Genomic DNA, 26358 nt, shown 5'->3' on the forward strand with positions numbered 1-26358 from the left:
GTTGCCTACAACCTGATAGAGAAGCCATGCTTAACATATACAAAGCCAAACCTAAAACGAGCTTATTGGGTAAAACCCTAACCTTTCAGATTGATAGCGCCGATTATGAGGTGCAAGGTATTGGCCAATATCAGCAAAAAATTGCGTTTGTTAGTGGCGCTTTACCCGGTGAGCGGGTGCAAGCCAAAATACTAGAAGATAAACCCGGCTTTATTAAAGCGACAACAATAAAAGTATTGCAACCCTCGGTATTACGGGTAACGGCGCCTTGCCACTACGCTGCTATATGTGGCGGTTGTCAGCTGCAGCATCTAGATATCCAAGCGCAGCGCGACTTAAAGCAGCAAGGTATAGATCAGTTAATTAGGCACCAAACAGGTTTAAGCGCTTTACCGTGGCAAGCCATGTTGGTAGATGATGACCACGGTTATCGTCGTCGCGCCAGAATTGGCATTTGGTACGATAAAAAGCAGCGCCGTGTTAGCGTGGGCTTTCGCCAAAGTGGCGATAAACAGATTGTGGCAATAGCAGACTGCATGGTGTTGTCGCCGCTACTCGCACCAATATTTACTGAGTTAAATAAGGTTATTCCGCAATTAAAAGATCCAGCCGCCGTAACCCATGCCGAAGTATTGCAGGCGGGCGAGCAAGCTTTTATTACTTTGCGCCATACCAAGCCCTTAACGGTTGAAGAGCAGCAGTTATTTATTGCTGCTTGGCCTGAGGCTGTTTGGCTGGGCGAGGCAGAGCCAAGTGTCATTCATTATTGGCAGCCAGCAGTGCAACCGCATTATTACTTAGCAGAGCAAAACCTACGCTTAGAATTTGCTACTGATGCCTTTATTCAAATTAATGCCGAGCTTAATCAAAAAATGGTCACTCAGGCGCTTAACTGGTTGAATATCAACGCTAACGATGTGGTGTTAGATTTATACGCGGGTATTGGCAATTTTACCTTAGCGTTGGCACAGCAGGCTAAAACCGTGTATGGCATTGAAGGCGTTAGCAAAATGGTGCAGCAGCTGGCAACTAATGCCCAGTTAAACGGTCTGAGCAACGTTGTGGCGTTTCAAGCTGATTTACATTTAGCTTGGCCTAAAACCAGTTGGAATAAGCCAATATATAGTAAGGTGTTGCTTGACCCTGCACGTGCCGGTGCCGTGGGTGCCGTTGAACAAATTACTAAATTAAAACCACAGCACATATTATATGTGTCGTGTAATAGTGCGACCTTTGCGCGTGATGCCAAACATTTACTACAAACTGGCTATCGTTTAGAGAAAATCTGTGGCGTAGATATGTTTGCCCACACCAGTCATTTAGAGTTAATGGCATTGTTTAGCCGGTTGTAACATAAAAAGGAGTCAGTACATGGTTAGGGTTCGTCAGTCACACAGCAATGAGTACAACAGTGGTGAAACACTGGCGTGGTTATGTTCGTTAGATCTGACAGAGAAAAAGATCACTAGCCTAATGAATGCTGAACAGTGGCTAAAACAACACCAGTTACTTGATACTGAGCTGGCCGTGCGCACCGGTTGGGAGATGGTCGAAATTCTGGCCGAACTGCGCATGGACAGCGATTCGTTATTAGCGGCATTGTTGTTTCCGCTACTGGATGCGGGTTTAGTGACTATTGAGCAGCTGGAACCTGAATTTTCGACCAATGTATTGATAATGTTGCGCGCGGTGCAGCAAATGGAAGCTATTCGTACTATTCCTACCGGCCCTAACCAAAGTGTTAATCCGCTACAGGCCGATAATCTGCGGCGTATGCTGCTGGCCATGGTTGAAGACGTGCGCGCCGTAGTTATTAAGCTTGCCGCGCAAATTTGTTATCTGCGCGAAGTGAAAAATGCTGACGAAGAAACGCGTGTGTTGGCAGCTAAAGAAACCAATGCCATTTTCGGGCCTTTAGCTAATAGATTAGGCATTGGTCAACTAAAGTGGGAGTTAGAAGATTTAGCATTTCGTTATTTGCACCCACAGCTATATAAACAAATTGCCAGCCTACTAGAAGAAAAGCGTTTAGATCGAGAGCAATACCTGCAAGATTTTGTTAGCTCGGTGCAGCAAAAAATGGCCGATGCGAATGTAAAAGCCGAGGTGCAGGGGCGGCCAAAACACATTTTTAGCATTTGGAAAAAAATGCAAAAAAAACAAGTGGAATTTGACCAACTATATGATATCCGTGCAGTACGCATTATAACTGAACAAGTACAAGACTGTTATGCGGCACTGGGTTTAGTGCATACCAGCTGGCGGCATCTCCCCAAAGAATTTGATGACTATATTGCTACGCCAAAGCAAAATGGCTATCAGTCTATTCATACCGTAGTACTTGGCCCACAAGGGCGCGCGATTGAAATTCAAATACGTACTCGGCAAATGCATGAAGACTCAGAACTAGGTGTTGCCGCGCATTGGCGTTACAAAGAAGGTAATGCGTCGGGCAAAGGCAGTGCGAATGATGAGAAAATTGGTTGGCTGCGTAAATTATTGCAATGGCAAGAAGATGTTGTCGACAGTACCGATTTAGCTGAAGAACTACGCAATCAGGTTATTGAAGATCGGGTTTATGTGTTTACGCCCAAAGGCGATATTGTCGATTTGCCAATGGGCTCTACGCCCCTCGATTTTGCCTATTATGTGCATTCGAATGTTGGCCATCGCTGCATTGGCGCAAAAATATCTGGCCGCATAGTGCCCTTCACTTACCAGTTAAAAACTGGCGATCAGGTTGAAATTTTAACCGGCCGTGAGTTGAATCCTAGCCGCGATTGGCTAAACCCTAACTTAGGCTATTTAAAGTCCAGCCGCGCGCGCTCAAAAGTGCAGTATTGGTTTCGCCTGCAAGACCGCGATAAAAACCTTGCCGCGGGTAAAGAGTTGCTTGATACCGAATTGGCTCGGTTAAATTTAGTGATGAACCAGCCCGCAAAAGTGATTAGCCGATTTAATGTTAACTCGATGGAGGAGCTATTAGTTGGTATTGGCGGCGGAGAAATTAAAGTTACCCAAGTGGTGCACTTTATTCAAAGCCAATACGGTAAAGCGGAGCAGCCAGATATTGATCCGCGTTTAATTACCAAGCCGCTAGCACCAACTAAAGCTAAAAGCGATGTAGTCGTGCAAGGGGTGGGTAATTTATTAACCCACATGGCGGGGTGCTGTCATCCGTTACCGGGTGACGCCATTGTTGGCTATATTACGCAGGGGCGCGGCATTGCCATTCACCGTGATGACTGTGATCAATTTAAAACCTTGCAAGACACTCACCCAGCTCGGGTGGTGGATGCAACTTGGGGCGACAAATATGCCTCAGGCTATGAGGTTGATATTCGTATTGTTGCACACGACCGTAATGGTTTACTGCGTGATATCACCAGCATATTAGCTAATGAAAAAGCCAACGTAACGAAAATGAGCAGTAGCTCAGATATTAAAGCGCAAACCGCGGTAATTAATATGACCCTAGAGTTGTATAACCTCGACTCGCTAAATAAATTATTAAGCAAAATTAGCCAGATAGACGATGTAGCCGAAGCTAAACGCGCGCATCATTAATAGTAAAAGGAAAACTGTGCCAGACAATATTAACCGCCTGTTAGCCATTATGAGCCGGCTGCGTGACCCGGAGCACGGCTGCCCATGGGATCTAAAGCAAAGCTATGCCAGTATTGTGCCCTACACCCTAGAAGAAGCCTATGAAGTGGCCGATGCCATAGCGCGGCAAAGCTTTGACGAACTAAAAGACGAGCTTGGTGACTTACTGTTTCAGGTGGTCTTTTACGCACAAATTGCTAAGGAAGAAGGCCGCTTTGCCTTTGATGATTGCGTAGCCGCCATATGTGACAAACTAGAGCGGCGCCACCCACATGTATTTGGCGAATTAAACCTAGCCGACGCTGATGCAGTATTAAAAAACTGGGAAGCGCTAAAAACTGAAGAACGCAAAGACGTAGGCCAAAACAGCGTGTTGGATAATATTCCACAGGCCATGCCAGCGCTAAGCCGGGCTTATAAATTGCAAAAACGCTGCGCTAACGTCGGTTTTGACTGGCCAAGTGTTGATGGCTGCTGGGATAAAGTAAAAGAAGAAATTCTTGAAGTTGAAGAAACTGCAGCTGACAGCCCAGAACTTAGCGAAGAGTTGGGTGATTTAATGTTTGCACTGGTAAACGTGGTGCGTAAACACAAACTAGATCCAGAAGCTGTGCTGCGAGCGGCCAATAGCAAGTTCGAACGGCGTTTTCGCGCGGTTGAGCAAGCGTTAGTGCTTAATGGCAAAACGCCTGAGCAATCTAACTTAGATGAAATGGAACAACTATGGCAGCAAATAAAACAGCAGGTTTAAATCAGGGGCGCTGATAATAAACCCGCGCCCCAGCGAACTAATATTAATTGACTTCGTCAGGTTCAGTGAATTCTAGGTTGGCGGCTTTTACATGTTTATCACGTAATTTGCCTGTAACAGAACTGAGCTTACGCTGCATTTTCTCTGCCGCGCCAGTAATGGCTTGGCCAACCGTCGCGGCATGTTCAGTGATCGCTAGCGGGTCTAAACCATCAAAACGCGCTTCAATAGTACAGCGCTTATCATGACCATCGTGTTTTTGCTGGCCATTCTCATCACTTAAGTGCACTTCAATACGGGTCAGGTTATCAGCAAAACGATTTAGTTTGCTTTGTAATATATCACGGGCAAACTCGGCCAACCGTTCGTCGGATTTAATGTGGCGGTCTGTGTGTAGTTGAATTTGCATAGGCTACTCCTGTTGTTGACTAAGTGGCGAGACGTTGAATTTTCTAGCTCGCCTATGTCGCATGATATTCCATCTGTTAATACATATCTGGTGACGACTTAAGCGTTCGACAAGGCCCTGCTGACAAAGTTTTTTTAAAATGCTTATAACGCGCAGAATATCGTATGTTATTTCTATTAGGGCATATCAAATGTGACCAGTGTGATAAGTTGAGCGCACCTAACTTATAAAGTTTATTTTATGATTTTTAAATGTTAATTTAAATTGGCTTTTATGATGCATTATTGTTTGGCGCAATGAATGGACAATTTAACAAGGAATGTCGAGTATGAATATTAAAGGGTTAGCACTCAAAGTTATAACACTTGTGCTTATAGCGGGTTGTACAACTTTAAATGCTACTAATACCCCGGTCTCTGACTTGGTAATAAAAGAAAATCTTAATGAACCTGCGATTTGTCAGAATGATCCTCACGTATTTGCGTTAAGAGACGCGCTAAACCCTTTTTATATTTCCGCACTCAGCCTTCAGCTGCAGAACGTGATGACAGAGATGATGACGTCAGGGCGTTACAAAAGTTATTCTGAGGCTCTCGCTAACATATCAATGGATGTTTCCAAAAAAAAATGTCGGGGAACAATAATACAGGATCAAACGTCGTATACACTGCAAGTTGGGCGACAGAGAGCCAGAGCACTCGAATTTTAGATATAACTTATAGCTCACCGCAAGCGTCATCAATATCTCGTTTACGCTGGGTTATTACTCTGAATAAGATAGACGAAGACGTAAATCTGAGCCAAGTTAATAGTTTTATAGATGGTACGGCATTGCATGATCTAATGAACAGAGATGGTCCCCAAACACCAAAAATAACTTTCTGTCTTGTAAGCGTATTGATGGATGCTTTTCAGAGCGTTAATTACGATAAGATCATATCTTCTGGCGATATTGCAAATTGGTTGGGAAGTAGCCCTATAATAGGTAATAGGTTGGCGGAGAAGCACGAAAATGATCTAGGTCGGATATGCAAGTATAGCTTTTCTAGCCAAAACGGTACCATGGTTGCAGAGTTCCTTGGACGTTGTCCTTAATTTAATAATTACATTACCTTAAGTATTAGGCTGACAGCTGACAGAAAGATAAATTGCGTTAGCTGTCAGCTTTACATTGAGTGCGTCGCTGCGCTTTGCTATACTTTCCTCCCGTCCTGATACCAAATATTAGCCAACCTTTATCGTCCCTGTGTTTACACTGGGTGCGTGGTTATTTTTGGTATTCATCTATTGATTAACATTGTCTCAGGGGTCTTATGACTACAAGATATATCTTTGTGACGGGTGGCGTGGTTTCATCGCTCGGTAAAGGCATTGCCGCAGCGTCGCTGGCTGCTATTTTAGAAGCGCGAGGCCTAAAGGTAACCATTCTTAAGCTCGACCCCTACATTAACGTTGACCCCGGCACCATGAGCCCAATTCAGCATGGTGAGGTGTTTGTTACCGAAGATGGCGCTGAAACTGACCTAGATTTAGGCCACTACGAACGTTTTATTCGCACTAAAATGACAAAGTTAAACAACTTTACCCAAGGTCGTATCTACGCCGATGTATTACGTCGCGAGCGTCGTGGCGATTACTTGGGCGCGACTATTCAGGTTATTCCGCATATTACCAATGAAATTAAAAGCCGCGTTATTGCTGGCGCTGAAGGCCATGATATTGCCATTGTAGAAATTGGTGGCACGGTTGGTGATATTGAGTCTTTACCGTTTTTAGAAGCGATTCGTCAGTTAGGTGCTGAAGTAGGCCGCGAGCGCACTTTATATATGCACCTGACATTAGTACCATACTTGGGTACTGCCGGTGAAATTAAAACTAAGCCAACTCAGCATTCAGTAAAAGAGCTGCGCTCAATTGGTATTCAGCCAGATATTTTGATCTGCCGTTCAGACCGCGCAATTCCAGCCAACGAGCGCTCTAAGATCGCCTTGTTTACTAACGTAGAAGAAAAAGCGGTTATCTCGTTAAAAGACGTATCAAGTATTTATCAAATTCCAGCCTTGTTAAAGTCTCAAGGCTTAGACGATCTTGTTTGTCGTCGGTTCTATATTGAAGCACCAGAAGCTAACCTAGCCGAATGGGAGCAGGTGCTGTATCAGCAAACTAACCCAACCGGTGAAGTCACTATTGCTATGGTAGGTAAATATACCGAGCTGCCAGATGCGTATAAATCGGTCAACGAAGCATTATCACACGCAGGCTTAAAAAACCGTGTTACCGTGCACATTAAGTATATTGACTCGCAAGATGTTGAAACCAAAGGCATGGGCATGTTAGCCGGTGTTGATGGCATTTTAGTGCCGGGTGGCTTTGGCGAGCGCGGTGTTGAAGGTAAAATTATGACTGCGCAGTATGCCCGTGAAAACAACATACCTTATTTAGGTATTTGTTTAGGTATGCAAGTGGCGCTAATTGAATTTGCGCGTAACGTAGTGGGTATGAGCCATGCTAACTCAACTGAATTTAACCCAGATACACCTTATCCAGTAGTGGGTTTAATTACCGAATGGCGCGATGCCGACGGTTCGGTAGCAACACGTACTGACGAGTCAGATTTAGGCGGCACTATGCGCTTAGGCAGTCAAAAGTGTAATTTAGTTGATAACACTAAAGCGCGCGAAATATATGGCCAAGCGGTGATTAGCGAACGCCATCGCCATCGTTATGAAGTTAATAATAACTTGCGACCACAATTAGAAGATGCCGGCTTAGTGGTGTCGGGTTTGTCTGCTGATAACCAACTGGTTGAGATGATTGAAATACCCGCGCATCCATTTTTTGTTGCTGCGCAGTTTCATCCGGAATTTAACTCAACACCTCGTGATGGCCATCCACTGTTTCAAAGCTTTGTTGCTGCGGTGTTCAAAGCGCAAAAACAGAAATCGGTATAACCTATGCTAAGCCGTGTGAATATATCCGCGGCTGTTTTTTTTAACAGGGAAATTTAAGCATGTCTGAAATTATAAAAATTATCGCTCGTGAAATCATGGATTCTCGCGGCAACCCAACGGTAGAAGCCGATGTTTATTTAGCTAGCGGCGCAATGGGCCGTGGTTGTGCGCCATCAGGTGCATCAACGGGTTCACGCGAAGCATTAGAATTGCGTGATGGCGATAAAACCCGCTATTTAGGTAAAGGCGTTACTAAAGCCGTTGCGAATATTGTTGGCCCTATTCAGACTGCACTAAAAGGCAAACAGGCTGATCAGCAGCAACAAATTGACCAGATCATGATTGATTTAGATGGCACTGAAACAAAAAGTAACCTAGGCGCGAACGCGATATTAGCGGTGTCTTTAGCGGTGGCGCGTGCTGCAGCTGCGGATAAACACATTCCGCTGTATCAGCATATTGCTGATTTAAATGGCACGCCTGGTGTGTATAGCATGCCAGTGCCAATGATGAATATTATTAACGGTGGCGAACACGCTGATAACAACGTTGATATTCAAGAGTTTATGGTACAGCCGGTTGGCGCAAAAAGCTTTGCTGAAGCGCTACGTATGGGTGCCGAAATTTTCCATAGCTTGAAAAAAGAATTACAAAAACGTGGCCTTAATACGGCAGTAGGCGACGAAGGTGGCTTTGCCCCTGATCTTAAGTCAAATGAAGAAGCATTAACGGTAATCGTTGAAGCAGTAAAAGCGGCTGGTTACGAAATGAATAAAGACGTAACCTTGGCCCTAGATTGTGCCGCTACTGAATTTTACAAAGACGGTAAATACGTATTAAGCGGCGAGAATAAAAGCTTTGATGCATATGGCTTTAACGACTATTTAGCCGGCTTAACTCAGCGCTACCCTATAGTGTCAATTGAAGACGGTTTAGATGAAAGCGATTGGGATGGTTGGAAAGATCTAACCAATAAACTTGGTGATAAGATACAACTGGTTGGCGACGATTTATTTGTTACTAATACCAAAATTTTAGCCCGTGGCATCGCGCAGGGTATTGGTAACTCTATTTTAATTAAAGTTAACCAAATTGGTACCTTAAGCGAAACCTTAGCCGCAATTAAAATGGCGAAAGACGCCGGTTTTACTGCCGTAATTTCACACCGCAGTGGTGAAACCGAAGATGCGTTTATTGCTGATTTAGCAGTGGGTACTGCAGCTGGACAAATTAAAACCGGTTCACTGTGTCGTTCAGATCGGGTAGCGAAGTACAATCAGTTATTGCGTATTGAACAAGAATTAGCTGGAAAGGTGCCTTATAACGGCCGTAGCGAAATTAAAGGTCAGTAATTGCTGACAATATAAAACAAAGCCACCGTCAGGTGGCTTTGTTTTTAGCGACAAAACTTTATGATGACTAAGGGTTTTTGCTTTGCAAAGTTCAGCCAATTAGCTAACATCTGGTCATGATAGATACCCGTGTTAATCAGCCGCATTTCTGGCAGGTGTCCAGAGAAAATCAGACGTATACCGAGCTATGTAACGCTTTGTATGAACGCGAGCTATTACGTCTATCGCAATTAAGCACAGAGCAATTATTAAGGTTACCTAACCGACTTGCCAGCTTGCCGTTTTATATCCGTCGTGCTGCCAGTAATATCTTACAACAAAAAAATCAGCTTGAACTGGATAGCCAAAATGCCTCTTGGTATCACAAGCAAGCAAGTTCATGCCCAGCGCGTAAACAACACGCCGATCCTATTGATGCGTTTTATAATAAGTACGCCAAACCGGGTTTAATTGTACCCCTGTATATTACCCAGCTTACGCAAGAGCAAATCGTTTTAGATAGTGTAGATGAGGTTGATAGCGAAGGTCTTAGGTTACATTGCAATGAACACGGTTGGTTTAGTTTTTCTGGTACGCCGCTTGAATCGCAAAATAGTGATAAATTTCTATTAAAACCGGTTAAAACTATTGTTACTGCAGCCTGCTGTGGTCATCAATGGTTAAATGGTGACAAAAAGCCACCGCGACGCCTTAGTTTGCGTGAGCTGCTATTAGCAAGTCGACTAAACTGGCAAAACTTTGCTAAGCCATTACCAGCATTGTTGGACTAATCGTGGTTTCCTACTTTGCATTCATCGGCCAAGGCTTCATAATAACTAAAGCTTTTTTAACGAAGTTGTAATATGCGAATACTCACCTTACTACTTATTGTCTTACTCGGCTTGCTGCAATACCGTTTATGGTTTGGCGAACATAGTATTGCCGACTATTTTCGCCAGCAAGAAGAGCTACGCAGCCAGCAAGCAAGTAACCTAGAGCTAGCGAAACGCAATAGATTGTTGCTTGCGGATGTAAAAGACTTACAACAAGGGCTTGATGCCATTGAAGAGCGAGCGCGAAACGAACTTGGTCTGATTAAAGAAGATGAAGTGTTTTTTCGTATGATTAGCCAACATGGTGATAACGGTGGCAGCAATGACTGACCCCGTTTTGCCAGCAATAGCCGCTATAATGCCGGCAGCTGGCATTGGCTCACGTATGCAAAGCAGTGTACCCAAACAATATTTACAACTGCATGGCAAAACTATTTTGGAGCATAGTGTCGCTAAACTGCGTTCGGTGCCGGCTATCCAACAACTATGGTTAGCCTTGGCCGCTGATGATCCTTACTTTGATACCACAGCATTGGCTAATGATGACATTATCCGCGTAAAGGGTGGTGATGAGCGAATGCACTCGGTGTTAAACGCGCTGTGCTTTATTGATGAATATCAGTACCCTTGGGTTTTAGTGCATGACGCCGCTCGGCCGTTGGTACGTAAAAGTGATATTGAACAGCTGATTAAGCGCTGTATCAGCTCCGGTGAAGGCGGTATTCTGGCTTGTCGAGTGCGCGATACAATGAAGCGCGGCGAAAATACCGTCAGTGAAACAGTAAGTCGCGAGCATTTATGGCATGCGCTAACACCGCAATTATTCCCGACGGCCATTTTAAAGGCCGCACTTAATGACGCGATATTGGCTGGTATTAATGTTACTGATGAAGCCTCAGCCATGGAATGGGCAGGGCATAAGGTGTTGCTAGTTGAAGGCCATAGCGACAATATTAAAATTACGCAGCCAGCTGATTTAGCGCTGGCTGCGTTTTATCTGGAGCAGTCAATTTAATGAAAATGCGTGTAGGCCATGGTTTTGATGTACATGCCTTTGGCGGCGATGGGCCAATTACACTTGGTGGTGTAAAAATAGATAATCCACAAGGGCTATTGGCGCACTCCGACGGTGATGTAGTGCTGCATGCCTTGTCAGATGCGCTACTCGGTGCTTTAGCAATGGGTGATATTGGCCATCATTTCCCTGATACCGATGCTGCATTTAAAGGCATTGATAGCCGTATTTTATTACGCAAAGTGTATGCTGATATACAAACTGCGGGTTATAGCGTGGGTAATTTAGATATTACCATCATGGCGCAAGCGCCAAAGATGGCTCCGCATATTACGGCAATGCGCCAGTGTATTGCTGACGACCTAGCTTGTGAGTTGTCTCAGGTTAACGTTAAGGCCACCACCACTGAAAAGTTAGGCTTTGTTGGGCGCAAAGAGGGCATAGCAGTTGAAGCGGTAGTGTTATTGGTTAGCGCATGATTAACAATAAACCTTTAGCCTATTTATATGCTGAACCGACAGCTACCGCGTTACTACGCCAGCAAGCTGATGATTTTATTGTCGATGAACAGCTAAACTTTAGCCCCAGTGGTGCTGGCGAACATGTGCTGCTGCAAATTGAGAAAATAGGCCAGAATACCCAATACGTGGCCAAGCAGTTGGCAACGCTAACGGGGCTTCGTGTCCGCGATATTAGCTATGCCGGTTTAAAAGATCGACATGCGGTAACTAGGCAGTGGTTTTGCTTTAAATGGCCGATTAAACAAGAACTCGATTGGCAAAGTTGGCAGCTTGAAGGGTGTAAAATCCTCGATATGCAGCGCCATTATCGTAAGTTACGTTTGGGCGCTTTAAAAGCGAATCTATTTAAAATTCGCCTGCGCGAGGTATCTAACGCTGCTGATGTGCTTAAACGCGCGGAGCTATTGCTAGACGGTGTACCTAACTATTATGGTGAGCAGCGCTTTGGCATCAATGGTGGTAATTTAGTGCTGGCTGAGCAGCTATTTAGTGGTCAAAGTATTACCGATCGCAAGTTACGCGGCTTAGCCTTGTCGGCAGCCCGATCTTTTATCTTTAACCAGCAAGTGGCGGCGCGTATTAACCATGGGTTATTTAACCAAATAGTAGATGGTGATGTGCTACAACTGGATGGTTCAGGTTCGGTATTTCGCGCAGCGCAAACTGATAGTGCGTTGCAGCAACGTTTGACTGAAAAAGACCTACATATAACCGCAGTACTTGCTGGCATTGGCGAACCTATGGTTAGCGCAACCGCCGCTGAATTTGAGCAGCAAGTGTTAGCTCAGTATGCCTCGTTAGTGCAAGGGCTAGAAGATTACCGCTTAAAAGCTGAGCGCAGAGCCATTAGGCTAGTGCCACAACAGTTGGCGATACAGCAGCAGGGCGCAGATATTAACCTTAGCTTTGCCCTGCCTGCAGGTTGCTTTGCGACTAGCGTGCTGCGCGAGTTAGTGAATTATCGTGATTGCGGCCGTCAAGCAGCGGCATTGGAGTAGCGAATGCGCATTTTATTAAGTAATGACGATGGCGTGCATGCCAAGGGCATGCAGGTGTTGCAGCAAGCCCTTTGTCAAATAGCTGAAGTGACCACTGTGGGGCCAGATCGTAACTGTAGCGGTGCCAGTAGTTCGTTAACGCTAATGAATCCGCTGCGTGTACAGAAAATGGAAAACGGCTTTTTATCAGTTAATGGCACACCAAGTGATTGTGTACACCTTGCCATTAGCAAGCTATTGTCGTTTACGCCAGACTTAGTGGTGGCAGGTATTAACCACGGTGCCAACTTGGGCGATGATGTGCTGTATTCTGGTACGGTAGCGGCCGCAACTGAAGGACGCTACTTAGGCTTGCCGGCTATTGCCGTATCGTTAGCCGGTCGTGGTGATGAACATTTTGCCACCGCAGCTCATGTCACTATACAGGTAATTAAAAAGTTAAAATCACATCCATTACCAGCCGATCAAATTCTTAATATCAATGTACCAGCTATACCCATTGCAGAGCTAAAAGGCATTCAGGTAACACGGTTAGGGCGTCGTCATAAAGCAGAAACCATGACCAGTACTACTGATCCCTGGGGCCGAGAAATATATTGGTATGGTGTACTTGGCCCTGAGCTAGATGCTGGCGAGGGCACTGATTTTTATGCAGTAGCGAATAACTACGCTTCTATTACGCCACTGCAAATTGATATGTCGGCATACCGCAGTATGGACCGATTGAAACAATGGTTAGAAGGGATAAATTTGTAACATGGCCGTCGCAAATTCTCGTAGCGCCGCGGTATTGGCGCAAAAACTTCAAAGCGAAGGTATTACACAGCAACAGGTGCTAACGGCAATTGCTAATACACCGCGTCATCTGTTTGTCGAAGCTGTATTGGCACATAAAGCTTATGAAAATACCGCTTTACCTATTGGCCAAGGCCAAACTATTTCGCAGCCTTATATTGTCGCTCGTATGACTGAGTTGCTATTACAAGACAAAGCGCCCGGCAAATTATTAGAAATAGGTACTGGCTCAGGCTACCAAACGGCAATATTGGCGCGGTTATTCTCACATGTGTGCAGTGTTGAGCGTATTAAAGCTTTGCAGTTTCAGGCAAAGCGCCGCCTCCAACAATTAGATTTACATAATGTATCAATGAAGCACGGTGATGGCTGGCAAGGTTGGCCTAGCAAGGCGCCGTTTGACAGCATTATTGTTACCGCAGCACCAAGCGAAGTGCCTATTGCGTTGTTACAACAACTAAGCGATGGTGGCAGACTAGTTATCCCAGTTGGTTTGCATGAGCAAGTCTTGCGTGTGTATCAACGTAGCGGTAGTGAGTTTACCAGCCAAGATATTGAAGCTGTTCGGTTCGTACCTCTAGTACCCGGTGAACTAGCCTAGGCGTTTAGCATCTAAGGTTAGCGTTAATTTTTCATTCTGACGCCCATATTTACAGTGCTATATACAAAGGCAATCAACAAGGAAAGTAAATGCAGTTTTTGCAGTGGATCATAAAAGGCTTGGCGATGGGCGCAGCGGATGTTGTGCCAGGCGTGTCTGGCGGCACCTTAGCGTTTATTCTCGGTATTTACGAGCGTCTACTCGGCGCAATTAGCCATTGTAATATACAGGCGGTTAAGCTGCTGTTGCAGGGGCGCGTTAAAGCTATGTGGCAGTACGTCGATGGCACTTTTTTACTGTGTTTGTTTGGCGGTATCTTATTTAGTGTATTTACACTGGCAGGTATTATTTCTTATTTATTAGTACATAGACCCATTCCATTGTGGGCATTGTTTTTTGCATTAATTATTACCGCGTTACCGCATTTATGTCGCAGTTTACGCTGGAGCGTTTGGCGCTTATTACTCTGCGCGTTAGGTATACTATTTTCTGTACTGGTGGGTATGTTAACACCACAGGAATTACAGCCACAAAGTTGGATGTTCTTTGTTGCTGGTGCAGTAGCAATTTGCGCGATGATTTTACCCGGTATTTCTGGCAGTTTTATTTTGTTAATGTCTGGCATGTATGCGCCAGTATTGCTTGCCGTAACTGAATTACAATTAGGTGTGCTAGCGTTATTTATGCTCGGTTGCATTGTTGGCTTGTTAAGTTTTTCGCGGTTATTAAATTGGCTATTGCAACATTATCATGACGCGAGTTTGGCATTGTTAATTGGTATCGTTATTGGTGCACTGTATCGAATTTGGCCTTGGCAGGTGGCGCAGCAGCTGTATTTACCTTGGCACTACGCCGACAGTATTGGGCCTGCGGATGCTTTACTGGCGCTAATTTGCGCGCTAGCCGGAGTAATAGTAATGTTGCTATTGCTTAATTTAGAAAAATGGTTAAAACCAGCTTCGGTGAACGCTAAGCCAGCAGCAAACGAATAGGAAATATAGTATCCGTTGTTTTAACGACTACTCTTTCACGTTAACGCAAACCTTTGGCTGGATTAGCAAAGGTGCGCTGCTGTTGCTTATACTGCAGGTTGTGGCTTGTTCGTCACGCACCGCACCTGCGCCTGTTACTACGCTTGATCTGAGAGAAAACTTCTATCAGCAGCGTAACCGAGGTAGTTTAAACGCACATACTTATACCGTTCAGCGTGGCGATACGTTGTATTCAATCGCGTTTCGTGCCGGTAAAGACGTGCGCGAGCTAGCGGCAATTAATAACATTGCCAGCCCGTACACTATTTATCCACAGCAAAAATTACGCCTTGGTGGTAAGGTTGCGCTTAACCACAAAAAGTCGACACCAAGTGTGGCACAGGTAGAAAACACCAAGCCAGCTCCTAGCAAAAAAACACCGACCATTATAAAACCCACGCCGAGCGTAAAGCCGGTTCCGGTTCAAGTGGTAAAAAATACCAGTAACCAGAGTTCAAGCCAAACAAAATCAAATAGTTCGGTTAAACCAGTTGCGTCAGAAAATCAAAAGAGTTATGGTCAGACAGTAGCTATAAAAAACAAAAAAAGCGCGAATCTTACCCCGAATATTGGCTTGGTGCAATGGCAGTGGCCAGTTAAAGGGAAAATAATTTCTGGGTTTTCGCATAAAGAGCAAGGCAACAAAGGTGTCGATATTAGCGGCGCGGAGGGCAATAGGGTCAATGCTGCTGCGAGTGGGCAGGTTGTGTATGCCGGTAACGCGCTAAGAGGATATGGCAACTTAATTATAATTAAGCATAACGATGATTACCTAAGTGCATACGCTCACAACAGAAAGATGCTGGTAGCAGAAAAGCAGATGGTAATGGCAGGCCAGCAAATTGCCGAACTAGGTAGTACCGATGCAACTGATGCACGTTTGCATTTTGAGATACGTTATCGTGGTAGTTCGGTTGATCCATTAAAATATTTACCAAAATAATTAGATTAAAACACTAGCGTCATAAGAAGGATTAGATAGCGTCTGGCTAGCCCCAGCACCCTGTATACGTGGGAGAAAGGACATGACACAAAAAAGTGATGATGTACTAGATTATAAAGAAGACGAGATAGAGGATGAGGGGCTACTCGACGATGAAGCCGAACCGGATGCCGCTGCATTAGCAACTGAAGAAGTTGGTAATGATGAAGTTTTTGCCAAAGACGACAGTCAAAAAAACATGGATGCCACGCAGATTTATTTGGGGGAAATTGGTTTCTCACCACTGCTTTCTGCTGAAGAAGAGGTCTACTTTTCGCGCCTAGCATTAAAAGGTGACCAAGCTGCGCGCAAACGAATGATTGAAAGTAATTTACGTTTAGTCGTTAAAATTGCGCGTCGATATATCAACCGTGGTTTGGCATTGTTAGATTTAATTGAAGAAGGCAACCTTGGCTTAATTCGCGCGGTAGAAAAGTTTGACCCTGAACGAGGTTTCCGATTTTCTACTTATGCTACTTGGTGGATCCGCCAGACCATCGAGCGGGCCATTATGAATCAAACCCGCACCATCCGTTTACCCATTCATGTAGTAAAAGAACTGAATATTTATTTACGCGCCGCGCGTGAGTTGTCGCAAAAGTTGGATCATGAGCCGACACCTGAAGAAATTGCTGCAGCATTAGATCGTCCAGTTGAAGACGTACGCAAAATGCTAAAGCTAAATGAAAAAATAACCTCGGTAGATACACCCATTGCGGGTGCTTCTGAAAAGATGCTGCTGGATATTATTGCTGATGAAAAGGAGTTAGGGCCTGAAGCTGAATTGCAAGAGGCCGATATTCGTCAGCATTTGGTGGTTTGGTTAAACGAGCTAAATCCCAAGCAGCGTGAAGTGCTAGCACGGCGTTTTGGCATGTTGGGCTACGAGCCTTCGACATTAGAAGATGTTGGCCATGAAATAGGTTTAACTCGTGAGCGGGTGCGGCAAATTCAAGTAGAGGCACTGCGGCGGTTACGTGAAATAGTAACGCATCAAGGCTTAAACGTTGAAACCTTGTTCCAAGAGTAATCATCATATAAAAAACATAAAGCGCCGATCGGCGCTTTATGTTTTTGTTAGATACTGAATTAGCGCGTCGGTAGCGGTTGTAATATGTTCGCGTAGTAGCGTACACGCTGCATCTATGCTGCCTGCACGCAACAATGTAATTAGCTGTCGGTGTTCAGTCGCGCTAGTGTTTGCGTAACACATGCTTTGTTCTTGATAGCCGATATAGCGAGATACTTGTTGGTGCAACTGATCTAGCAAGCGCAGCAAATGCGGTTTGTGGCATTCTTGATATAGCCGTCGATGAAACTGCCAATTTAAATCACCACGCTCAAAAGCCGATAGCTGAGTATTATTGTCGATAGCAGCCAACAGATCTTCGGCTTGTCCTAAAATGCTGAAATTAAGGTTTTCTGCAGCCAGCTGTAACGCCAGGGGTTCAAGTTGTAAACGCAATAAGCATAACTCGTTGGCTTCAGCTACTGTGAAATTAGACACCTTGATACCGGCTTTACCATGGCTTTGTAGCCAGCCTTCGTTTATGAGTTGTTGCAAGGCATCGCGCACTACAATCCGACTAACATTATAATATTCTGCTAATTGCTGCTGCGTAAGCACGGCGCTAGGTTGCCAGTGCTGCAATTGAATATCGCGTTTTAACTGTTGGTATAGCTGCTGCTTTTTAAGCATTAGAGTCTCCGGCGAAAGCCATTAACCAGTAGTAACGTAATACCGCCGGCAATAATGCCCCAGAATGCGGCGGCAATGCCAAAAAAGTTCACGCCACTAGCTGTTACCAGTAAGGTGATTACGGCCGCTTCGCGGTGCTCACCTTCTGCTGTAGCAACGGCTAAATTAGCGCCTATAGTGCCTAGCAGCGCAAGCCCCGCCAGTGCGGCAATCATTTCTTTAGGAAAGGCGGCAAACAACGCGACGACAGTCGCACCTGCTAAGCCCGCTAGCAGATAAAATACTCCAGCAGCAATGCCGGCAACATAGCGTTTAGTTTTGTCTGGGTGCGCTTCAGGCCCAGTACAAATTGCGGCGGTAATGGCGGCTAAGTTCAGCGAGAAGGCGCCCCAAGGTGCAAGCAGCAGCGTAGAAGCTGCTGTCACAGTAATAAGTGGAGAAACCGGCGTTTGATAACCACTGGTACGAATTACCGCAACACCAGGAATGTTCTGTGATGCCATGGTGACTAGCAAGAGCGGTAAACCTACACCCAGCAATGCGCTTAATGACCAGTGCGGTGTAACCCATACTGGCGTGGTAAAGCTAAGTATTACTGAATGATAGTTAAATTGACCTTGTAGTACTACGGTGATTAATCCTGCTAACAGTACCCATAAAATTGCATAGCGCGGCGCCAAACGTTTAGCTAATAAATAGCTAATACACATTATGCCGACTAACCATAACTGGGTTTGTAATGAGGTGAAAATGCTTAAACCAAATTGCAGCAATATGCCAGCAAGCATGGCGCTGGCTAGTGGCAGCGGGATCAGTCGAGTCAGTTTATCAAACCAACCGCTAATACCAATAATTACGCCTAATACCGCAGCAAACATAAATACGCCGACAGCTTCGTTAATAGTCAAACCTTGCAAGCTGGTAGCAAGTAATGCCGCACCCGGTGTGGACCAAGCCGTGATAATTGGCGCTTTGTAATACCAAGATAGGCCGATACAGGTAGCGCCCATGCCAATACCTAGCGCAAGTAACCACGATGCCATTATTTCAGGTGTGGCACCTGCAGCTTCAGCAGCTTGCAGCACAATAGCAACTGAGCTGGCAAAGCCGACCAACACGGCGACAAAGCCGGCGACTACCGCAGATAGGCTTAGATCTTTAATCGGCATAAGGGTATTTTTACTATAAAAGTATACTTAATTTAAAATGTATACATTTTTAGATGAGTAAGCAAGTGCAGTTAAATTAAATACGGCGGAGTAAACGTTAAGCAAGTTTATATTGAATACGTATAGCGCAGTGTGGCGTGCCGAATCGGTTTGTTCACGCCAACACGCCGTAAATACGTCCATGTAGGCTCGTTTCCGCCCATCCAGGGCTTCAACGGTCGGCTTTGAACAAACCGATTCTAGCTATTCTAGCTATAGTCGGCTTTTTAGTTCGTACAGCAACGCTAACGCCTGACGGGCGCTTAAATCATCAGGGTTAATATCTCGTAATTGCTCTACTATCGGGTGTTCGGCTTCTAGTAAGCTCAACTGAGGCTGCACAGTTGTAGCTATCGTTTGTGTGGCTGTCGTTTTTGCTACCGCAGTGTTGCTGTGCTGTTCTAGCTCGCTAAGTTTAAGGCGTGCCCGCTGGATAACGGCTTTAGGTACGCCAGCTAATTGTGCAACCTGCAAACCAAAGCTTTTGCTAGCAGCACCGTCCTGAACTTGGTGCATAAATACAATATCATCACCGTGCTCTATGGCATCTAAGTGCACATTAGCCAGTGCTGGCAATTGATCTGCTAGCACGGTTAACTCAAAATAGTGGGTAGCAAATAAGGTCAATGATTTTATTGTTGTTGCCAAATAATCAGCACAGGCCCAGGCTAAACTAAGGCCATCATATGTGCTGGTGCCTCGGCCAATTTCATCCATTAATACTAAGCTATGTTCGGTAGCATGATGCAAAATGGTTGCAGTTTCGGTCATCTCAACCATAAAGGTCGAACGGCCTGAGGCCAGATCATCTGATGCACCAATTCGAGTGAAAATACGATCGATCGGGCCAATTTCTGCTTGGTCTGCGGGCACAAAACAACCAATATAGGCCATTAAAACAATCAGCGCGGTTTGGCGCATATAAGTTGATTTACCACCCATGTTGGGGCCGGTAATCATTAGCATACGCCGTTGAGCATGTAAATTTAATGGGTTGGCAATAAAGGGCTCGGTTAATACTTGCTCTACCACTGGATGCCTTGCCTGTTGCAGCATAATGCCAGTAGTGCTGGTTAACTTTGGCTGGCAGTAATTTAAGTTATCGGCGCGCTCGGCAAAAGTACACAACACATCTAACTCGGCCAGAGTTTGTGCTAATTGCTGCAGTTGTGCTAAAAATGGTGTCGTCAGTAAAAATAGCTGCTCGTATAACTGCTTCTCAAGTGCTAATGCTTTGCTTTGGCTACCAAGTACTTTGTCTTCGTATTCTTTTAACTCAGGAATAATATAGCGTTCATTATTTTTTAGTGTTTGTCGGCGAATGTATTCCGCTGGTACTTTAGTATCGGCACTGCGGCCGGTTTCAATGTAATAACCGTGCACGCGGTTAAAACCTACTTTTAACGACGCAATACCAGTGCGTTCGCGTTCGCGCAGTTCTAGTTGGTCTAAATAGTCGGTTGCGCCCTCAGCTAGCGCCCGCCATTGGTCTAGCTCGGCGTTATAGCCGTTGGCAATAACACCACCATCGCGAATAAGCACCGGCGGCGCTTCAACAATGGCACGTTCTAACAACTCGCATAGTGCTGGCAGTGGCTTAGCTGCTTGGCTAATTTGTTGTAACAACGGGCTTTGCAACAGGCTAAGCTTTGGTGCTAACTCGGGTAGCTGCTGCAGCGCTTGGCGTAAGCGGGCAAAGTCACGTGGTCGGGCACTTCGTAGTGCTAAGCGGGCGATAACACGTTCAATGTCGCCAATATGTTTTAATTGCGGCTGTAATTGCTCGTAATGCTTAAATAACTCAGCAACGGCATTAAGCCGCGCATTTACTTGTGTTTGTTGGCGTAGTGGAGCATGGATCCAACGCTTTAATAAGCGTGAGCCCATGGCTGTTTGGCTGTGGTCTAACACGGCCGCTAAGGTATGCTCGTAATGTCCGGCTAAATTTTGTGTCAGCTCTAAATTACGCCGAGTAGCGGCATCTAATACAATATTGTCTTGCGCACGTTCAAGTGCAATAGCACGAATATGCGGCAGTGCGGCGCGCTGGGTGTCTTTAACGTATTGCATAACACAGCCAGCGGCCATAATGGCCACAGGAGCTTCATCAACACCAAAACTGAGTAAATCTTTAGTGCCAAACTGCTGACATAATAAACGTTTTGCTGTAGCCAGTTCAAATTCCCAAATGGGTCGGCGGCGCGCGCCTTTGCGTTTTTCTAGCAACAACGGCTGAGAAAAATCTTCTGGATATAATAATTCGGCGGGGTTTAAGCGCTGTAATAGCGCAGCCAAATCGTCAAAATTATCTACTTGATTTAATAAAAAACGGCCACTACTTAAATCTAATTGGGCCAAACCGAATTGCCCCCGCAATTGGCTAATAGCACAGAGCAAGTTATCTTGGCGTTCATTTAACAGGGCTTCATCGGTTACCGTGCCCGGAGTCACTATACGCACTACTTTGCGTTCAACGGGGCCCTTGCTGGTGGCTGGGTCACCAATTTGCTCACAAATAGCCACCGACTCGCCTAATTGTACTAAGCGGGCTAAATAACCTTCTATGGCATGGTAAGGTACGCCAGCCATAGGAATAGGCAAGCCACCGCTTTGGCCGCGCTTGGTCAGCGATATATCTAGTAATGCCGCAGCGCGTTTGGCATCATCAAAAAACAGCTCGTAAAAATCGCCCATACGATATAGCAACAAAATATCGGGGTGCTCACTTTTAATGCCTAAATACTGCTGCATCATCGGCGTATGTGCGCTTAACGCTTGCTCCATTTTCTGGTCTGACGGCATAATGCTGTTCTAAATTCCTTGTTGGATAAAATATGACGGTCGCAGCAGATAGCCTGCAGCTGGCGACAGAATTAGGCCAGCTATTATTACGGAAAAAATGGACGATAACCACTGCAGAATCGTGCACTGGTGGTGGCATTGGTTATTGGCTTACGGCGGTGGCCGGCAGTTCGGCCTATATTGATCGAGGTTTTATCACTTACAGCAATAAAGCCAAGCAGCAATTACTTGGCGTACGCAGTGCAACCTTGCTGCAGTTTGGTGCGGTAAGTGAAGACACTGTGCGTGAAATGGCCGAGGGTGCTGCTAAAGCCGCTAACGCGAATTTAGCTATTGCGGTATCGGGTATAGCCGGGCCAGATGGGGGTTCAGAGTACAAACCGGTAGGCACAGTGTGTTTTGGCTTTTTCCTTAATGGACAGTTAGCGACTCAACGTTTAGTGTTTACTGGTGATCGGCAACAAGTAAGACAACAAGCAATAGATTATGCTCTTAAACAAAGTATCGAACTGTTGACAGCAGTTATACAGTAGAGTACTGTACGAGCATACAGTGTTAATGGTCCGGCATGCCCGGCGCAACCTTGGATATAAAAATGGACGATAATAAACAAAAAGCCCTTACCGCCGCCTTAAGTCAAATTGAACGTCAATTCGGTAAAGGCTCTATTATGCGTCTGGGCGATAGCACAGCGCTAGATATAGCTGCAGTTTCTACTGGCTCGTTAGGTTTAGATATTGCACTTGGTATAGGTGGCTTACCTTATGGCCGTATTGTAGAAATTTACGGCCCAGAGTCGTCAGGTAAAACCACTTTAACGTTGCAGGTTATTGCTGAAGCACAAAAAGCCGGTAAAACCTGCGCTTTTATTGACGCTGAGCACGCGCTAGACCCGGTATATGCTAAGAAGTTAGGCGTAAATGTTGACCAATTGTTGGTGTCGCAACCAGACACGGGCGAGCAAGCATTAGAGATTTGCGACATGCTGGTACGATCTGCTGCGGTAGATGTAGTGGTTGTCGACTCGGTTGCTGCATTAACGCCAAAAGCAGAAATTGAAGGTGATATGGGCGATAGCCACATGGGCCTGCAAGCGCGTTTAATGTCACAGGCGCTACGTAAGTTAACCGGTAATATTAAGCGTTCTAATACGCTAGTTATTTTTATCAACCAAATTCGTATGAAAATTGGTGTGATGTTTGGTAACCCAGAAACCACTACGGGTGGTAACGCACTTAAGTTTTATGCCTCAGTGCGCTTAGATATTCGCCGTATTGGTTCAGTTAAAGATGGCGAAGAAATTGTTGGTAACGAAACCCGAGTTAAGGTAGTTAAAAACAAGGTTGCACCACCATTTAAACAAGCCGAATTTATTATTCAATATGGTGCTGGTATCAACAAACTAGGCGAGCTGGTTGATTTAGGTGTCGCACAAGGTTTGGTAGACAAAGCCGGCGCTTGGTATGCTTATCAGGGTAATAAAATTGGCCAAGGTAAAGCCAACGCTATGAAATATCTAGCTGATAATCCAAAAATAGCGGATGAAATTGAGAAAGAGCTGCGCAGCCGTTTATTATTAAAGCCGGGTGAGAAGCCAATTGAAGAAAGTATACCTGAAGCCTTTGAAGCTGATTTGTAAAATCAGTATTACTAAGGATCAATAAAGCCAATAGTAAGTTTTATATTGGCAATTAAATTTAACAAGGCTACCTAAACAGTAGCCTTGTTTGTATTTGCGTTAAGGCTGTTTTAACTCAAACTCGGTATCAACCGTGCTAGGTTTAGCTTCTGCTGCGGTGCGCGCTAGTACGTCACAACGTTCGTTTTCAGGGTGTCCAGCATGACCTTTAACCCAATGCCATTCAACTTTGTGGGCTTGCGTCGCAAGATCTAACCGTTGCCATAAATCCTGATTTTTAACGGGTTGTTTCTGGCTGGTTTTCCAATTGTTGCGTTTCCAACCGGCCAGCCATTGGGTAATACCTAAACGTACATATTGGCTGTCGGTTGTTAAGTCAACATCGCAGCCATCTTTTAAGCTTTCTAAACCGATGATAGCCGCCAATAGCTCCATGCGGTTATTCGTGGTTAAACGAAAGCCACCACTTAATTCTTTAAGGTGCTGCTTATACTTCAGTACCACACCATAACCGCCCGGTCCTGGGTTGCCCAAACAAGAGCCGTCGGTGTAGATCTCAACAGTTTTACGCATAAAGCCTTTCCTCAAAGCAAAACGGCGTATAATCTAACCCAAGTATGCGAAAAAACGAAACTTACTCTGGTTAAAAAATATGGCTAAAAGACAAATTATTCTCGACACTGAAACGACTGGTATAAATCCAAAAGACGGCCATCGTATCATTGAAATTGGTTGCGTTGAGATGATCAACCGCCGTTTTACTGGCAACAACTTTCATGTCTACATTAACCCTGAGCGCGTTATTGATGTTGAGGCCGTAGCGGTACACGGTATCACTAATGAGCGATTAAAAGATGAACCCAAGTTTCGAGCTATTGCAAAAAGCTTTTATGATTATATTCAAGGTGCTGAATTAGTCATCCATAATGCCGCGTTTGACGTTGGTTTTATTAATAACGAGTTTTCGCTATTACATCCGCAACTGCCACCGGTAGAGCAGTATTGCACCATTCTTGATACTTTATTGCTAGCGCGAGAAATGCACCCAGGGCAAAAAAATAACCTCGATGCACTTTGTCGCCGTTATGATATCAATAATAGCCACCGGACACTGCACGGCGCCTTATTAGATGCGGAAATACTAGCCGACGTATATCTTTTAATGACCGGCGGTCAGGTTAGTCTAAACTTAGCAAATGAGCAGGATAGCGCTAATACCGGTGATAACCCTATAGCAATAAAGCGCAGCGGGGGGCTTAGGGTAATACGTGCAAGTGAGCCAGAGTTAGTTGCTCATGATGCGCGGCTTGATTTAGTGCAGAAAAAAGGGGGCAGTTGCTTGTGGCGAGATTAATAATACTGTGCTGTTTATTACTGAGTCCGTTATTAGTAGCGCAAACTAGCGAACGTGCCGATTTACTGCAGGAAAAAAATAAACAACCGTCGGAATTAGACCAACCTCTGAGTAATGGTTTTGAGTTGCTGCGCGATTTACCCACGAAAAATCAGATCCCGATGTTTGAAAATCGCTTTCGCATTGACGAAAACGTCGAAGAAATTACTTTATTGTTATTTCGTCGGCGCGGCTCGGCATCTACGGTATTAGTGCGTCCTGATGGCAGTAAAATTCATTTTCAAACCGCGGAAGCGCAAAAAGTGCGTTGGCATGATGCCAGTAGTTATGATCTTATTGAAATAAAGAACCCAACCCCAGGGCCTTGGCAAGCCGTTGGTAAGCTGTTGCCAGAAAGTAGAATTATGGTATTAACTGACATTAAACTTAATGTCGATCCCTTACCCAGTAATTTAATGGTAGGTGAAACCATAAAAATTACCGCTAGGTTAACCAATGCTAATCAACCAATAAACGTTAAAGATTTTCGTGATGTATTAGCGTTAGAAATGATTTTTGTCAGCACCAATAATGCTGATTACGACAACTTTGGTCGTGGTGTGGTGCAGGTTGCGCAATTTAGAGATGATGGCAAGGGCTACGACGAACGAGCCAGAGATGGTGTGTTTACCGGTGAGTTTCAACTACGCTTTATTGCTGGTGAATGGACACCTAAATATATCGTACGTACACCACTGTATACTCGTGAAGTAGAGCAAACTCCGGTCATATTGAAAGCGGCACCAATAACCGCGGATATTACTGCTGCAGTGGCAGCGGATGAAACGACGCCAGAACAACAAGTAAAGCCGCATCAAATTGTGTTTCGTGTAACAGACGACAGTGTAAATAAAGCGACGGTGCTGCTACAAGGGCGAATACGTTACCCTAACGGCGATGTAGAGGAGTTTGCGTTAAACGAACCTAACGTAACACCTAGAACGTTAGAACTGCGTAACCGCGGTCACGGTAGCTATATTTTGGACGTATCGGCGTTTGGCACTATGCAAGATGGCCGTGAGTTTGCTATCACCTTGCCGGAAATTAGTTTTGTGGTAAACCGCCCGGTATTTGAAGCGCCTGCATTGGATGATTTACCGCAAAAAATTAAAGATGAAATCGCGGCCGAGCAAGCCGGACCGGAAGCCGAGTTTCCTTGGGGCTTGGTCATTATCGTTAATTTATTAACCTTAGTTGGTGGCAGTTTTGCTATTTGGTTTGTGATGTCAGATAAAAAAATAGCTGATTTACTCTTTTGGCGTAAAAAGCCGGTTGAAGTTGCGATTAGCAGTGCGACAAACAAAGCTGAAGACAGCAACGTAACGAAAAATAGTAATAATGTGCAAAAAAACAACGATATGGATGACATTCTAGATCTAACCCTACCGGATGACTAAGGATTAGGCAAAAGCGGCAAAAAAGGAGTTGACGACCTATCGGCTAATCCGTATCATTCCCGCCGCAATGCAGGATACCCAAATGAAATTCTGCAGTGTAATTGGTGCGGAGTGGTAGTTCAGTCGGTTAGAATACCGGCCTGTCACGCCGGGGGTCGCGGGTTCGAGTCCCGTCCACTCCGCCAAATTTGTAATGTGTAATATGTAAAGTGTACAGCGGAGTGGTAGTTCAGTCGGTTAGAATACCGGCCTGTCACGCCGGGGGTCGCGGGTTCGAGTCCCGTCCACTCCGCCAAATTTGTAATGTGTAATATGTAAAGTGTACAGCGGAGTGGTAGTTCAGTCGGTTAGAATACCGGCCTGTCACGCCGGGGGTCGCGGGTTCGAGTCCCGTCC

Annotated in this window: 24 protein-coding genes and 2 tRNA genes; 21 read left to right on the forward strand and 5 right to left on the reverse strand. The window is 45.1% G+C overall.

Annotated elements, in window-relative coordinates; genetic code table 11:
- The first annotated feature begins 26 nt into the window (after positions 1–26).
- From rlmD to mazG, 3 genes are read left to right on the forward strand one after another with little or no spacing between them, the layout of a single operon-like run.
- Entirely contained in the window at positions 27–1352 is a 1326-nt protein-coding gene (rlmD, locus tag MN199_RS02975; RefSeq protein WP_335738359.1) for a 23S rRNA (uracil(1939)-C(5))-methyltransferase RlmD, read from the forward strand.
- Positions 1353–1371: 19 nt separating this feature from the next.
- The gene (gene relA, locus MN199_RS02980) at positions 1372–3567 is read left to right on the forward strand and encodes a GTP diphosphokinase (protein WP_335738360.1); all 2196 of its coding nucleotides are present in this window, start codon (positions 1372–1374) and stop codon (positions 3565–3567) included.
- 16 nt (positions 3568–3583) lie between these two features.
- On the forward strand, positions 3584–4357 hold the full coding sequence (gene mazG / locus MN199_RS02985; RefSeq protein WP_335738361.1) for a nucleoside triphosphate pyrophosphohydrolase: 774 nt from the start codon (positions 3584–3586) through the stop codon (positions 4355–4357).
- A gap of 43 nt (positions 4358–4400) precedes the next feature.
- Here mazG and MN199_RS02990 read toward each other — a convergent pair whose 3' ends face one another.
- Positions 4401–4766, reverse strand: a complete 366-nt coding sequence (locus MN199_RS02990; protein ID WP_132582193.1) for an HPF/RaiA family ribosome-associated protein — start codon at positions 4764–4766, stop codon at positions 4401–4403.
- A gap of 1313 nt (positions 4767–6079) precedes the next feature.
- Here MN199_RS02990 and MN199_RS02995 point away from each other — a divergent pair.
- The 12 genes from MN199_RS02995 (at position 6080) to rpoS (ending at position 16854) form a co-directional block, all read left to right on the forward strand.
- The gene (locus MN199_RS02995; protein WP_335738362.1) at positions 6080–7717 is read left to right on the forward strand and encodes a CTP synthase; all 1638 of its coding nucleotides are present in this window, start codon (positions 6080–6082) and stop codon (positions 7715–7717) included.
- Between the two features lie 59 nt (positions 7718–7776).
- Positions 7777–9069: a phosphopyruvate hydratase gene (gene eno / locus MN199_RS03000; protein ID WP_335738363.1), complete on the forward strand. Its 1293-nt coding sequence runs from the start codon at positions 7777–7779 to the stop codon at positions 9067–9069.
- Positions 9070–9185: 116 nt separating this feature from the next.
- Positions 9186–9839, forward strand: coding sequence for a hypothetical protein (locus tag MN199_RS03005; protein ID WP_335738364.1), 654 nt, complete (start codon positions 9186–9188; stop codon positions 9837–9839).
- A gap of 72 nt (positions 9840–9911) precedes the next feature.
- Positions 9912–10211, forward strand: a complete 300-nt coding sequence (gene ftsB / locus MN199_RS03010) for a cell division protein FtsB (RefSeq protein ID WP_132582201.1) — start codon at positions 9912–9914, stop codon at positions 10209–10211.
- On the forward strand, positions 10204–10896 hold the full coding sequence (gene ispD / locus MN199_RS03015; protein WP_335738365.1) for a 2-C-methyl-D-erythritol 4-phosphate cytidylyltransferase: 693 nt from the start codon (positions 10204–10206) through the stop codon (positions 10894–10896). The genes ftsB and ispD overlap by 8 nt, the downstream gene beginning before the upstream one ends.
- On the forward strand, positions 10896–11375 hold the full coding sequence (gene ispF / locus MN199_RS03020) for a 2-C-methyl-D-erythritol 2,4-cyclodiphosphate synthase (RefSeq protein ID WP_418338065.1): 480 nt from the start codon (positions 10896–10898) through the stop codon (positions 11373–11375). Before ispD ends, ispF begins: the two co-directional genes overlap by 1 nt.
- Positions 11372–12415 carry a tRNA pseudouridine(13) synthase TruD gene (gene truD, locus MN199_RS03025; RefSeq protein ID WP_335738366.1) on the forward strand — a complete coding sequence of 348 codons (1044 nt, stop codon included), beginning with the start codon at positions 11372–11374 and terminating at the stop codon, positions 12413–12415. The genes ispF and truD overlap by 4 nt, the downstream gene beginning before the upstream one ends.
- Before the next feature lie 3 nt (positions 12416–12418).
- Positions 12419–13171, forward strand: a complete 753-nt coding sequence (gene surE, locus MN199_RS03030; RefSeq protein WP_132582209.1) for a 5'/3'-nucleotidase SurE — start codon at positions 12419–12421, stop codon at positions 13169–13171.
- Position 13172: 1 nt separating this feature from the next.
- Positions 13173–13811 (forward strand): protein-L-isoaspartate(D-aspartate) O-methyltransferase, encoded by a 639-nt coding sequence (locus MN199_RS03035; protein ID WP_132582211.1) that lies wholly within the window; start codon positions 13173–13175, stop codon positions 13809–13811.
- 89 nt (positions 13812–13900) lie between these two features.
- Positions 13901–14803, forward strand: a complete 903-nt coding sequence (locus tag MN199_RS03040; protein WP_335738367.1) for a DUF368 domain-containing protein — start codon at positions 13901–13903, stop codon at positions 14801–14803.
- Positions 14804–14885: 82 nt separating this feature from the next.
- On the forward strand, positions 14886–15785 hold the full coding sequence (locus MN199_RS03045; protein ID WP_335738368.1) for a peptidoglycan DD-metalloendopeptidase family protein: 900 nt from the start codon (positions 14886–14888) through the stop codon (positions 15783–15785).
- A gap of 82 nt (positions 15786–15867) precedes the next feature.
- On the forward strand, positions 15868–16854 hold the full coding sequence (rpoS, locus tag MN199_RS03050; RefSeq protein WP_335738369.1) for an RNA polymerase sigma factor RpoS: 987 nt from the start codon (positions 15868–15870) through the stop codon (positions 16852–16854).
- A gap of 36 nt (positions 16855–16890) precedes the next feature.
- Here rpoS and MN199_RS03055 read toward each other — a convergent pair whose 3' ends face one another.
- From MN199_RS03055 to mutS, 3 genes are all read right to left on the reverse strand, one after another.
- Positions 16891–17523 carry a GntR family transcriptional regulator gene (locus tag MN199_RS03055; protein ID WP_132582219.1) on the reverse strand — a complete coding sequence of 211 codons (633 nt, stop codon included), beginning with the start codon at positions 17521–17523 and terminating at the stop codon, positions 16891–16893.
- Complete coding sequence (locus tag MN199_RS03060) at positions 17523–18692, reverse strand: benzoate/H(+) symporter BenE family transporter (protein WP_335738370.1); 1170 nt, start codon at positions 18690–18692, stop codon at positions 17523–17525. Before MN199_RS03060 ends, MN199_RS03055 begins: the two co-directional genes overlap by 1 nt.
- A gap of 252 nt (positions 18693–18944) precedes the next feature.
- Positions 18945–21533, reverse strand: coding sequence for a DNA mismatch repair protein MutS (mutS, locus tag MN199_RS03065; protein WP_335738371.1), 2589 nt, complete (start codon positions 21531–21533; stop codon positions 18945–18947).
- A gap of 32 nt (positions 21534–21565) precedes the next feature.
- On the opposite strand from mutS, the gene MN199_RS03070 reads away from it, so the two are divergent.
- Both MN199_RS03070 and recA read left to right on the forward strand, forming a co-directional pair.
- Positions 21566–22066: a nicotinamide-nucleotide amidohydrolase family protein gene (locus tag MN199_RS03070; RefSeq protein ID WP_132582225.1), complete on the forward strand. Its 501-nt coding sequence runs from the start codon at positions 21566–21568 to the stop codon at positions 22064–22066.
- Between the two features lie 62 nt (positions 22067–22128).
- Positions 22129–23172 carry a recombinase RecA gene (gene recA / locus MN199_RS03075; RefSeq protein WP_132582227.1) on the forward strand — a complete coding sequence of 348 codons (1044 nt, stop codon included), beginning with the start codon at positions 22129–22131 and terminating at the stop codon, positions 23170–23172.
- Between the two features lie 99 nt (positions 23173–23271).
- On the opposite strand, the gene rnhA is transcribed toward recA, so the two are convergent.
- Positions 23272–23745: a ribonuclease HI gene (gene rnhA / locus MN199_RS03080; protein WP_132582229.1), complete on the reverse strand. Its 474-nt coding sequence runs from the start codon at positions 23743–23745 to the stop codon at positions 23272–23274.
- 79 nt (positions 23746–23824) lie between these two features.
- On the opposite strand from rnhA, the gene dnaQ reads away from it, so the two are divergent.
- From dnaQ to MN199_RS03100, 4 genes are all read left to right on the forward strand, one after another.
- The gene (gene dnaQ / locus MN199_RS03085) at positions 23825–24526 is read left to right on the forward strand and encodes a DNA polymerase III subunit epsilon (protein ID WP_335738372.1); all 702 of its coding nucleotides are present in this window, start codon (positions 23825–23827) and stop codon (positions 24524–24526) included.
- Positions 24514–25962 (forward strand): TIGR03503 family protein, encoded by a 1449-nt coding sequence (locus tag MN199_RS03090; protein ID WP_335738373.1) that lies wholly within the window; start codon positions 24514–24516, stop codon positions 25960–25962. Before dnaQ ends, MN199_RS03090 begins: the two co-directional genes overlap by 13 nt.
- Before the next feature lie 108 nt (positions 25963–26070).
- Positions 26071–26147, forward strand: a tRNA-Asp gene (locus MN199_RS03095).
- A 33-nt stretch (positions 26148–26180) separates the two neighbouring features.
- A tRNA-Asp gene (locus tag MN199_RS03100) sits at positions 26181–26257 on the forward strand.
- Positions 26258–26358: the final 101 nt, after the last annotated feature.

Source organism: Rheinheimera metallidurans, assembly GCF_036983985.1.
Taxonomy (GTDB): Bacteria; Pseudomonadota; Gammaproteobacteria; order Enterobacterales; family Alteromonadaceae; genus Alishewanella; species Alishewanella metallidurans.